Here is a 10815-nt window from a genome sequence, read left to right on the forward strand (position 1 = left end):
TCGCCATGTCCAAGGTCATCGTCTTTGGCAGCATGAACATGGACCTCTCCATCGACGCGCCGCGCGTTCCGGCCGCCGGCGAGACGCTCTCCGGGTCCGGCTTCATCACGGCCGCCGGGGGGAAGGGCGCCAACCAGGCCGTCGCCGCGGCGCGGCTGGGCGCGGACGTGCGCATGATCGCCGCCGTGGGTGCGGACGGCTTTGGAGAGGAGCTCGCGGGCGGCCTCGCGGTGGCCGGCGTCGACGTCTCGCTCGTGCGCCGCCTGCCCGACGTCACGACCGGGGTCGCGGTGATTCTGCGCACGGAGGGCGAGAACCGCATCGTGCTCCATGCGGGCGCCAACCATGCGCTCGCGGCGGCGGACGTGGCTGCCGACCTGCGACGCATTGGCGAGAAGAACGACGTCTTCGTCACCCAGGGCGAGTGCGACCCCGCGGCAACGGAGGCGGCCCTGCGGGAGGCGCACGGGCTCGGGCTCTACACGATCTACAACCCCGCGCCGGCCCGTCCCGCGCCGGACGACCTCTGGCCGTGCATGGACCTCGTCTGCCTGAACGAGACCGAATGCCAGATCATGTGCGGCGTGCTGCCGACTGACGACGCGACGTGCCTCGCGGCCGCGCGCCGCCTGCGCGAGCTGGGGGCGGGCACTGTCGTGATCACGCTCGGCGCCGCGGGCTCCTTTGGGCTGGGCACTGACGGTGAGCCCGTCCGCGTGCCCGCCGCGTCCGCGAACGTCGTGGACACCACGGCTGCGGGCGACACCTTCATCGGGGCGCTCGCCGCCGGGCGTGCGCGGTCCTTCTCGCTTGCCGAGGCCATGAGCTGGGGCTCGTTGGCCGCAGCTATCACCGTGGGCCGCCTCGGCGCCCAGCCGTCCATACCCACCGCAGCAGAAGTGGAGGCCGCGCGATGAGCGAGACCCGCAAGAGGATGATTCTGGACCTGGACACCGGCATCGACGATGCGCTGGCGCTCGCCTATGCGCTGGGCAGTCCCGAGGTCGAGCTTGCGGGCGTCATCTGCACCTATGGCAACGTCACCATGCGGACCGCGGTCCGCAACACGTGCGCGCTGCTCGAGCTGCTGGGCCACCCCGAGGTTCCCGTTCTCGCGGGCGCCGACCGCTCGCTCGCGGCGACCGCGCCGTTTGCCCCGCCCGCGGCAGTGGCGCGCATCCACGGGTCCAACGGCCTCGGCGACCAGCCCGTCTCCGGATGGTGCCGCTGTGCCCCGGGCGACGGCATCTCCTTTCTCCGCGAGGAGGTCCTGCGTGCGGCGGAGGACGGGGTCGAGCTGCTCTACGTCCCCACCGGCCCGCTCACCAACCTCGCGCTCGCGCTCGGCAGCATCTCCGGCCTGGCTGACTCGCTCGGCCGCGTGACCTTCATGGGAGGGGCGCTCGCCGTGCCGGGCAACGTGACGTCCTGCGCCGAGGCCAACGTCGCGAACGACCCGGCGGCGGCCGACGCCGTCCTGCGAGGCGGCCTGCGAACCCGGATGATCGGCCTCGACGTGACGCATCAGGCGGTGCTCACACGCAAGGACACCGCCGCCTGGCGCGACCTGGGCACCCCTGCGGGGCGCCTCCTCGCCGACGTGACGGACCACTACATCTCGGTCTACGAGCAGAACAACCCGCAGATGGGAGGCTGCGCGCTGCACGACCCGCTCGCCGTGGCGTGCGCGCTGGACCCAACGCTCGTGGGCTGCCTTCCCGCCAACCTGCGCGTGGACCTCGAGGGGCCGACGCGTGGTCGCACCGTCTGCGACCCCGACCGCCTGCGCGACGAGGAGAAGACCTGCGAGGTGGCGCTCACGGTGGACGTGCCGCGGTTCTTGGGCGAGTTCCGCTCCCGCGTGGCGCGTACCCTCGCGTAGGCCGCGGCCGCGCCCTAGCCCTGCTGCTCGGGCGGGCGGAGCTTGGTCAGCGCAGTGTAGTCTACGTCCGCCGAGCTCGGCTGCATCGGACCCGGGGCGTACCAGTCGAGTGCACAGTCGATCCACGCGTTCCAGAACGGCCACTCGTGCGCGCCGATGTCCGGCTCCCAGTAGGTGACGTCAAAGTTGGCGTCGCGCAGCAGCCTGACCAGGTCTCGGTTGTTCTCGCAGAGGCTGTCGTGCAGGCCGCACGCGGCGTAGAAGCGCGGCTTGGGCAGCTCGGGGTCCTGGCGGAACTTGTCGATCAGCGCCACGTAGTCCTTGTCGGACCCGATGACCGTGTCGATGTCGCCGAAGAAGCGCTCGTAGTACTTGCGCTTGCGCGGCGAGCGCGACTCCACGGCCTCGAGCACGCGGTCGCGCATGAAGGCGCCCGAGAGGATGATGATCGAGCCAAAGCGGTCCGGGCGCAGCAGGCCGTTGATCAGCGCCGTGTACGCGCCGATCGAGATGCCGGCCAGCGCCGTGTCCTCGCGCTTGGTCGAGAGCGGGAAGAGACGGCGCGTGAAGTCCACCAGCTCCTCGCTGATGAACTTGCCGTGCCACTCGTTTATCTCGGGCTTGTTGAGATAGAGGCCGTCCTCGCCGGAGGGCATGACGAGCGCGATGTCGCGGGCCTCGGCCGTCTCGACCACGTGCGTGCGGTCGATCCAGTCGACGTCCTGGCCGAAGAGGCCGTGCAGCAGGTAGACCGTGCGGTACGGTCCGCGGCGCTTCTTGGCCAGCTTGTTGCCGTCCATCTTGTCCGCAGGTATGACGACCGTGAGCACCACGTTGCGCTCAAGGTAGTGGGAGTAGAAGTCGACTCTGAGCAGTGCCATTCTCGCGTCCCTCCCTCTGGGGTCGGGGTGCGTCGCCCTCCCTACAGGAGCCAGTCAAGCGCCTCGGGCAGGGCGGCGTTCCAGAACTCCCAGTCATGTCCGCCGGTCATCTCATGATACGTGACGTCAAGGCCCGTGTCGCGCATGCGGCCCGCAAGCATCCGGTTAGCCTCGGCGAGCGGGTCCTGGTTGCCGCAGGTCATGAAGATGCGCGGGCGCGGGCGGTCGCAGTAGACGAGGTCGGCGGCCAGGCGCGCGGGGTCCTTGTCGGAGTCGCGCACGTGGGAGAGATCGCCGAAGGTATGCTCGAGGAAGCCGCGCGAGAGGAAGAACAGGCCGTCGGACGAGATGATCTGGTCAAAGTCGTTGATGATCATCGCCGAGGAGAGCGACACGATGGAGCCGAACGTCTCGCAGTACTTGAGGCCGTTGCGCAGGGCGCCGTACGCGCCCATCGAGATGCCGCCGATGAAGGTGTCCTCGCGTCGGTCGGAGAGCGGGAACATCCGGCGCGCCACCTCAACGAGCTCCTGACCCACGAAACGCCCGTAGTAGTTGTGGGCCTCGGGCTGGTCGAGGTAGAAGGCGTTGTAGCCGGACGGCATGACGACGGCGATGCCGTGGCTCTCCGCCCAGCTGCGGATGCGCGTCTCGCTGATCCAGTCGGCGTGGTTGCCGGAGATGCCGTGCAGCAGGAAGAGCGTCTTGAACGGAGCCTTCCGGGGCGGGTAGGGGCGCTCGTCCCAGGCGCGCATCTCGTCCTCGAGCGTGTTACCGGCATGGCGCATCACCGAGTCTGTGGCGTATGCGGCGCCCTGGTCGTCTACGGGCAGGATGACCTCGAGCGTGGTGGTGCGCATGAGGGAGGAGGAGAAGTAGTCAACGCTGATGAGGGCCATGGGGCCTCCTTAGGTCTGGCGGGAGAACGCCGACCAGTATAGCGTTACGTCGCTGCATAAAAACGTCGCTCGTGCAGCATTAAGGCCTCGTGGAAATCAAAAAGGGCGTTCGTGTAGCACAGTTTTCTCCTCAAAACGATATTAGATTTCAGAATCTATATCGCTATCTGGCGTTTTGTCGGAGGTGACCGTGCCGAGACCGCTCGGAACGCCAAAATCACGCTGCACGAGCGGATGTTTTGATCTCCGAAAGTGGCTGAATGTCGCACGAGGGGCGGTTTTATGCAAGTACGGTGTCGTCGCGCGCTCGGAAATGGACGGAGGCCCGCGGGACCAGGTCCCGGGGGCCTCCACTTCGGCAGCTGCCAAGCTATGAGCTTTGCAGAGCGGGCGCATGCGATCGATTCTCGTCGTGCCCCCGCACCCTGCGCACGAGTATCATTCCCCATCACGGCTCGGTGGGCCATCACGCACCGGCGAACGGTCGGTTTCACCGCCGGAGCACAACTCGCCGACAACTCCTCCATATGCGTTAGGATTTGTCGGGTGGACACGACGAAGGAGTGACATGGCGAAGAAGGCCTCGCGGACGACGTCCCGCGACAAGGGTGCGGCGCAGAGCCGCTTCGACGACAAGAAGTACGGCAAGGTCCTGTTCTCGGCGACCTACGACTACAACGAGCTGGAGTTCGCCCGTGCGTCCGAGACGCTCGGGCACGGCTTCAGGTCCGTCGTCACGGCCGCCGCGTTTGTGGCCCTCCTCGCCCTGGTGGTCGTGCTGCTGGTCGACAACAAGCCTACGGCCCTGGTCTTCGTGACCTTTGGCGCCTCGCTCGTGCTCGTCTTCGCGTCGACGAGGTGGGACCGCCTGCAGGTCTTCTACGCGCGCCGCACCACGCTCGCGGCCGCGCCTCCCTCCGAGCAGCGCCACGTGGCGGTGTGCGAGGACTGCGTCCACGTGGAGAGCGAAGCCGGTCCGATCGGTGACTTCGACCTCTCCGACCTGCGCACCGTTCGGCAGAACAGCGACTGCATCGTGGCGGGATTCGGCGACGGGCGCTACGCGTACGTGCCGCGCCCGGCACTGAGCGAGAACCGGTTCCGCGAGCTCGGGCGCTTCCTCAAGGGGAAGCTCCCCCAGGGCGCCCGCTAGGGGCGCCCCGAAGGCCCTAGGCGAGCAGCGGCTCCATCTCGAAGGTGAGACAGTTCACGTAACCGCGGTTGGTGAGGCGCAGCTCGGGCACGCAGGCGAGCGACATCACGCCCATCGTCATGAACGGCGAGGGCATCGTGCAGCCCATCCGCTCCCACGCCTCGCGGGCCCGCCCGACCTTCTCGGCCACGACCTCAACGCGCTTGGTGCTCATGAGGCCGCAGACCGGCAGCTCAACGAGCGCCAGTACCTCCCCGTCCGCCACGGCGACCTCGCCGCCGCCGCACTCCGCGAGCGTGCGTGCCGCGAGCGCCATGTCCTCGTCGTTGTCGCCCATCACGAGCAGGTTGTGCGCGTCGTGGGAGACGGTCTGCGCGAGCGCGCCGTGGATCCCGAACCCCGTGACGAAGCCAAAGGCGTGCGTGCCGTCCGCGCCGTGGTGCCGGTCGAAGACGGCCACCTTGAGGACGTCGTGCTCGGGGTCGGCCTGGAGCGACCCGTCGACCACGGGCACCTCCACCACAACGTTTCGGGTGAGCGTGTCGCCGGGGTCGATCGCCATGGCGCGCACCCGCGCCGTGCCGTCCGGGAGGTCGACGGGGATGCGGAACGTCTCGGCCGTGGGCGTGAGGCCCAGGTTCATCGTGTGGGTCATGAAGTCGGGCCACGCATACGGCTCAACCGAGAAGAGCGCGCGGCCGTCCTCGGCGACGAGCTCGCCGTCGACGAAGACCTTGCGCGCGAAGAAGCCCTCGAGGTCGTCAAAGAGCACGAGGTCGGCGCACTTGCCCGGCGTGACGGAGCCCATGTCGTGGGCGAGGCCGAAGTACTCGGCGCAGTTGATCGTGGCCATCTGGAGGGCGGTCACCGGGTCCAGGCCCAGCTCCACGGCCGTGCGCAGGATGCGGTCCATGTGACCCTCCTCGACGAGCGTGTGCGGGTGGTTGTCGTCGGAGCACAGCAGGCACAGGCGCGTGTCCACGCCGCTCGCCACGAGCTGCGGCAGGTAGCCGGGGAGGTTAAGCCACGCGGAGCCCTGGCGGAGCTGCACGTACATGCCCAGGCGCAGCTTCGAGAGCACCTCGTCGAAGGAGCCGGACTCGTGGCACGACGAGACGCCCGCGGCGACGTAGGCGTTGAGCGCGCGGTCGCGGTCCGGCGAGGGGAAGTGCCCCGTGACCACGCGGTCGGCCCTGAGCGTCTCGCGCACCTCGTCGAGGGTGTTCTCCTCGTGCGCGAGGATGCCCGGGAAGTTCATCATCTCGCCGAGCGCCACCACGTTGTCCCAGGTCATGCTGTCGGCGATGTCGGCGGCGGTCACCTCGGCGCCCGTGTCCTCCACGCCGGTCACCGCGGGCACGCACGACGGCGGCGTCATCATGGCCTTGAGCGGCACGCGCCGCGCGTCCTCGAACATCGCGCGCACGCCGGGCATGCCGGCGACGTTGCCCACCTCGTGCGGGTCGCAGAAGATGCCGGTCGTGCCATGCGGCACCACGGCGCGGGCGTACTCGGCCACGCCGATCATGGCGCTCTCCACGTGGATGTGGCTGTCCATGAGGCCGGGGGCGGCGTAGAGCCCGGAGGCGTCGACGACCAGCGTGTCCGGCCCGATGCAGTGCTCGGCCGTGTGCTCGCCCAGGCCGAGGTAGGCCACGCGACCGCAGGCCACGGCGATGTCGGTGTCGGGCAGGATCTCGTGCGTGGTCACGCTCACGAGGTTGGCGTGGCGAATCACGAGGTCGGCGGGCTTCTCGCCCTGCGCCACGCGCACGAGCTCGTCATTGCACTCCCAGAGCGGGACTCTGCAGAACCGGTTGATCATGACAGCCTCCTTGTGAGCGACGTTTGGACAAGGGTAGCGCGTGCGTGGCGCGCCCGCCCCGACTTTGCTAGAGTGTTCCGCGAGCGCGTTCGGTGGGTTCGGGTGACGCGACACCTCGAACCTGGTCAGGGCCGGGAGGCAGCAGCCATAAGGGGCCTCTTGCGGGCACCCGTTCCCACCGAGCGTGCTTTTTTCATGCCGAAGGGAGCCATCATGAGCGACCTGCCCTCGCACCGCCTTGACCCGCGCATGCTGCGCGTGTGGTACGTCTCGGACGCGATTGGCATCGTCGTGGTGGCCGTGCTGGCCGTGGCGGCCTGGGCGATCGTGCGCCATCTGGGCGGCGACGTGTTCTGGGTCTATCTGATCGGCGGCCTCGTGGAGCTCGTCTGCGTGGGCGACCTGCTGATTTCGCCGCGCGTGGAGATGGCAACCTGGCGCTACGACGTCACGCCCACCGACGTTGACCTCTACCACGGCGTCTTCGTGAAGAAGCGCGTGCTCGTGCCGCTCGTGCGCGTCCAGCACGTGGAGACCAGGCAGGGCCCCATCCTGCGCGCGCACGGCCTGGCCACGGTTACCGTCTCCACGGCCGGTGAGAGCTTCGAGATTCCCGGCCTCGCGGAGGCCGACGCCGCTGCCCTGCGCGACCGCGTGGCCGAGCTCGCGCGCCTCGCCAAGGAGGACGTGTGACACCGGGCGAGAAGGACGGTGAGCGCCGGATCCCTGCCGGCGAGCATCACGCCAACCCGCTCTCCGTGCTCGTCGAGGCGCTCAAGATGGCCTGGGGCCTGGTCGTGCTCGTGGCGCTCGGCCTTGCCGGGGACTTCTTCGCGGGCAACCTCGCCACGCTCGTCACGCTCGCGCTCGCCGCGGCGGGGATCTTCGCGGCATGTCTTGCGCTGAGCTTCGTCGTCTGGCGCGTCCGCACGTGGGAGCTTGCCGACGAGGGGCTCGTCGTGCGCTGGGGGCTGCTCAACCGCCGCCGGCTCACGATTCCCTACGAGCACATCCACACGGTTTCGATGAACTCCACCCTGTTCGAGCGCATCTTTGGGCTGGTGGCGCTCGACCTGGACACGGGCGCGGCCGCGACCGAGGGCGATGCGTCCAAGATTTCCGGTCTGCGCGAGGGCGAGGCGGAGGCTCTTCGCGCGGAGCTCTTTCGTCGCAAGCGTGCCGCGGCGCCGGTGGGCGAGAAGAACCTGGAGGCCCAGGAGTCGCCGGACGTCCCGGAGGCCGAGCAGCCGCTTGCCGTCTTCACGCTCACGAATCGCAAGCTCGTGCTTGCCGCCGCGTCGCGCATCAGCGCCGTCGGCCAGGCCTTCGCGCTCGTGGTTCTTCTCGGCAACGGCCTGACCCAGCTCGGCGAATGGGGCCTGTTCGACCTCGAGGGCGCGGGGGCGGGAATCGCGGACGCGGAGATCCCGGCGCTGCTGCCCTTGCTCGCGGGCTTTGTTGTCTCTGCCCTGGTGCTCGGCGCGGTGGTCTCGTTTGTGGTCAACCTCGCGCGCTATACGGGCTGGCGCGTCGAGCGCTACGCGGACCGCGTCATGGTGGAGCACGGCCTGCTCTCGCGCGCGTCGCGCACGGTCGTTGTGGGCCGAGTGCAGTTCGTTGCGGTGCGACAGGGTATCATCCGCCAGCTCATCGGCTACGCCGAGGTGAGCGCGCAGGTGGTTGCGGCGCCCGGGGAGTCGGGCGGTGAGCCTTCCGGTAGCGTTCTGCTCCACCCCTTTGTGCGCCTGGACGAGCTCGACGCGTTTCTTGCCGAGGCCCTGCCGGACTATGCCGGCGTGCTGGGCGGCATTGAGCTGCGGCGCCTTGGCCCGGTCGCGTGCCGGCGCGCCGTGGTGCGGGCCGCGATCTGGTGGCCGTTCGCGACGGCGATCTTTTTCGGCGTGCACTGGTTCTTCGGCCTCTCGGGGCTGCTTGAGAGTGCGGCGTGGCTGCTGCGCCCGGTGCTTGTTGCCGCGATCGTGCTGAGCGTGGCGCTGCTCGTGGGGCTTGTCGTAGACGCGCTTCGGGCCTGGGGTGCCGCCCGCTATGGTCACACCGCCCGCGAGCTGGTGCTCGTTACCGGTGGCCTCACGCGACTCACCGTGATCGTGCCGCGCGCGCGGCTGCAGCGCATGTCCGTCTCCGCGAGCCCCTTCCAGCGCCGCGCCGGCGTGGCCACGCTCTCCGCCCGGACCGCGGCGAGCGACGCGGAGGGCCTGGAGCTGTGCGACCTCCCCGCCGAGGACGCCGACGCCCTGCTCGCCTGGTTCCGCCCGCGCACCTGACGGAGGTGCCGGGGCACTTTGTCATAGACCTGACAAAGTGCCCCGGCACCTCCGTCAGGTATCCACGCCCTTCTCGCCCGCCGCCTTCCGGCGCCGCCGCGGGTATACTGGAACCTCGGAAGCAAACGTGGGCCGGAGGCCGCATGGAATCGCTCTACACCAAGTATCGTCCGCAGACCTTTGAGCAGGTCGTGGGCCAGTCGCACGTGGTCGAGACCCTCAAGCGCGCCGTGCTCGAGGGGCGCACCAGCCACGCGTACCTGTTCTGCGGCCCGCGCGGCACGGGCAAGACCACGATGGCGCGCATCCTGGCAAAGGCGCTCATGTGCGAGAAGGGCCCGGCGGCCCTGCCCGACGGCTCCTGCGACCAGTGCCGCCTCATCGCGGCTGGCGAGCACCCCGACGTCATCGAGCTCGACGCCGCCTCGCGCACCGGCGTGGACAACGTCCGCGAGGAGATCATCGGCCGCGTGGACTACGCGCCGGTCATGGGCCGCGCGAAGGTCTACATCATCGACGAGGTCCACATGCTCACGCCGGCGGCGTTCAACGCGCTGCTCAAGACGCTCGAGGAGCCGCCCGAGAACGTCGTCTTCGTGATGTGCACGACCGACCCGCAGAAGATCCTCGCCACGATCCTCTCGCGCGTGCAGCGCTTTGACTTCCACGCCATCGGCAACGACGAGATGCAGGCCCACCTCGCCTACGTGTGCTCCCAGGAGGGCTTCACCTACGATGACGCCGCGCTCGAGCTCGTGGTGCGCCATGCGCGTGGCGGCATGCGCGACGCGCTGACCTCGCTCGAGCAGCTCTCCGTCTTTGGCGGGGGGCACATCTCCCTGGAGGCGACGCAGGACCTGCTCGGAGAGGCGTCCGGCGCGGTGTTGGGCAAGGTCGCGCTAGCGATGGGGCACCGCGACGTGGCGACGCTGTTCGCCGAGGTGGCGACGCTGGCAGATGCCGGCCGCGACCTGCTGCGCTTCACCCGCGAGCTGGCTGCCCACGTGCGCGACGTCTACGTCGTGTCCGCGGTGCCGAGCGCCGACGACGTGGTGTCCGCGCGCGGCGAGGAGCTGGAGGCCCTGCGCAGGGAGGCGGCCGCCTTTGGGTCGCCCGACCGCGCGGCGCGCGTCCTCACCATCCTCGGCGAGGCGTCGAGCGAGATGCGCACGGCCACCAACCAGCGCCTCGTTCTGGAGATCGCGCTTACGCGCATCGCCCGCCCGGAGTCCGACCTCACCCTCGAGGCCCTCGCCGAGCGCGTGGGCGACCTCGAGCGTCAGGTGGCGATTCTCGCCGCCCCCGGCGCCCGCGCGGCTGCGGTGCCCGCGCCGTCGGCCCCCGTGCCCGACGAACCCAAACCGGAAAAGGGGTTTGGGTTCACCCCCGAGGCTCCCGCCCCGTCGCCCGTCAGCGTTTCTGCAGGTGAGGCGGTTGCCGAGAAGAGCGTGGCCCCGGAGCGCGAACCCAAACCGGCGGCGCCGGCCGAGAAGAGCGCGAGCTTTGGGGCCCCTTCCGGCGCCCAGGGCGGCGGACGCACCAACGGCGACCTCCAGCGGACCTGGAAGAAGGTCGTCGACCAGCTCGTGAAGCAGGCCCCGGCGAAGGGGTCGCTGCTGCTCTCCTCCTCGGCCGTGTCCGACGACGGCACGCGCCTCACGGTGTCGCTCCCCAAGGGCTCGCACTTCGCGGCCAAGATGCTCGAGCGCTCCGACGTCCGCGCGAGCGTGGACCCGGTCGTCGCGATGGCGTTTGGCCCCCGTCAGGTGGTCTACGTCGAGTCGAGCCTCGCCAGCCAGGCGATCTCGCGCGCCGCCGCGCCGGCCCCGGCCCCCGTGCCGGCACCTGCCCCGGTCCCGAAGCCGGCCGCCCCGGCGCCCGCCCCTGAAC

Annotated in this window: 9 protein-coding genes and 1 other RNA gene; 7 read left to right on the plus strand and 3 right to left on the minus strand. The window is 69.7% G+C overall.

Features of this window, described 5'->3' with window-relative positions; genetic code table 11:
- Nucleotides 1-5: 5 nt before the first annotated feature.
- Nucleotides 6-917 (plus strand): ribokinase, encoded by a 912-nt coding sequence (locus B5F73_RS08585; RefSeq protein WP_087227825.1) that lies wholly within the window; start codon nt 6-8, stop codon nt 915-917.
- The gene (locus tag B5F73_RS08590) at nt 914-1882 is read left to right on the plus strand and encodes a nucleoside hydrolase (protein WP_204206305.1); all 969 of its coding nucleotides are present in this window, start codon (nt 914-916) and stop codon (nt 1880-1882) included. Before B5F73_RS08585 ends, B5F73_RS08590 begins: the two co-directional genes overlap by 4 nt.
- Nucleotides 1883-1896: 14 nt before the next feature.
- Here B5F73_RS08590 and B5F73_RS08595 read toward each other — a convergent pair whose 3' ends face one another.
- Both B5F73_RS08595 and B5F73_RS08600 read right to left on the minus strand, forming a co-directional pair.
- Entirely contained in the window at nt 1897-2763 is an 867-nt protein-coding gene (locus B5F73_RS08595) for an alpha/beta hydrolase-fold protein (RefSeq protein WP_087227826.1), read from the minus strand.
- 41 nt (nt 2764-2804) lie between these two features.
- The gene (locus B5F73_RS08600; protein WP_087227827.1) at nt 2805-3662 is read right to left on the minus strand and encodes an alpha/beta hydrolase family protein; all 858 of its coding nucleotides are present in this window, start codon (nt 3660-3662) and stop codon (nt 2805-2807) included.
- Nucleotides 3663-4230: 568 nt separating this feature from the next.
- Between B5F73_RS08600 and B5F73_RS08605 the strand changes: the two genes are divergently transcribed.
- Nucleotides 4231-4815 (plus strand): hypothetical protein, encoded by a 585-nt coding sequence (locus tag B5F73_RS08605; protein WP_087227828.1) that lies wholly within the window; start codon nt 4231-4233, stop codon nt 4813-4815.
- Nucleotides 4816-4831: 16 nt separating this feature from the next.
- Here the strand turns inward: B5F73_RS08605 and ade are convergent, their stop codons facing one another.
- Nucleotides 4832-6640, minus strand: a complete 1809-nt coding sequence (gene ade / locus B5F73_RS08610) for an adenine deaminase (RefSeq protein ID WP_087227829.1) — start codon at nt 6638-6640, stop codon at nt 4832-4834.
- 89 nt (nt 6641-6729) lie between these two features.
- Between ade and ffs the strand changes: the two genes are divergently transcribed.
- From ffs to dnaX, 4 genes are all read left to right on the plus strand, one after another.
- An RNA gene (gene ffs / locus B5F73_RS08615) (signal recognition particle sRNA small type) lies at nt 6730-6825 on the plus strand.
- Nucleotides 6826-6853: 28 nt separating this feature from the next.
- Nucleotides 6854-7333 carry a PH domain-containing protein gene (locus B5F73_RS08620; RefSeq protein ID WP_087227830.1) on the plus strand — a complete coding sequence of 160 codons (480 nt, stop codon included), beginning with the start codon at nt 6854-6856 and terminating at the stop codon, nt 7331-7333.
- Entirely contained in the window at nt 7330-8925 is a 1596-nt protein-coding gene (locus B5F73_RS08625; RefSeq protein WP_087227831.1) for a PH domain-containing protein, read from the plus strand. The genes B5F73_RS08620 and B5F73_RS08625 overlap by 4 nt, the downstream gene beginning before the upstream one ends.
- A 143-nt stretch (nt 8926-9068) precedes the next feature.
- Nucleotides 9069-10815: DNA polymerase III subunit gamma/tau (dnaX, locus tag B5F73_RS08630; protein WP_087227832.1), on the plus strand; the 1747-nt coding region annotated here is incomplete at its 3' end.

This window comes from Olsenella sp. An270, from assembly GCF_002159735.1.
Lineage (GTDB): Bacteria > Actinomycetota > Coriobacteriia > Coriobacteriales > Atopobiaceae > Thermophilibacter.

What these genes read in the sequence shown, in the direction of transcription:
- B5F73_RS08585 (WP_087227825.1), top strand. Translation starts at nt 6, where the DNA reads ATGTCCAAGGTCATCGTCTTTGGCAGCATGAACATGGACCTCTCCATC.
- B5F73_RS08590 (WP_204206305.1), top strand. Translation starts at nt 914, where the DNA reads ATGAGCGAGACCCGCAAGAGGATGATTCTGGACCTGGACACCGGCATC.
- B5F73_RS08595 (WP_087227826.1), bottom strand. Translation starts at nt 2,763, where the DNA reads ATGGCACTGCTCAGAGTCGACTTCTACTCCCACTACCTTGAGCGCAAC.
- B5F73_RS08600 (WP_087227827.1), bottom strand. Translation starts at nt 3,662, where the DNA reads ATGGCCCTCATCAGCGTTGACTACTTCTCCTCCTCCCTCATGCGCACC.
- B5F73_RS08605 (WP_087227828.1), top strand. Translation starts at nt 4,231, where the DNA reads ATGGCGAAGAAGGCCTCGCGGACGACGTCCCGCGACAAGGGTGCGGCG.
- ade (WP_087227829.1), bottom strand. Translation starts at nt 6,640, where the DNA reads ATGATCAACCGGTTCTGCAGAGTCCCGCTCTGGGAGTGCAATGACGAG.
- B5F73_RS08620 (WP_087227830.1), top strand. Translation starts at nt 6,854, where the DNA reads ATGAGCGACCTGCCCTCGCACCGCCTTGACCCGCGCATGCTGCGCGTG.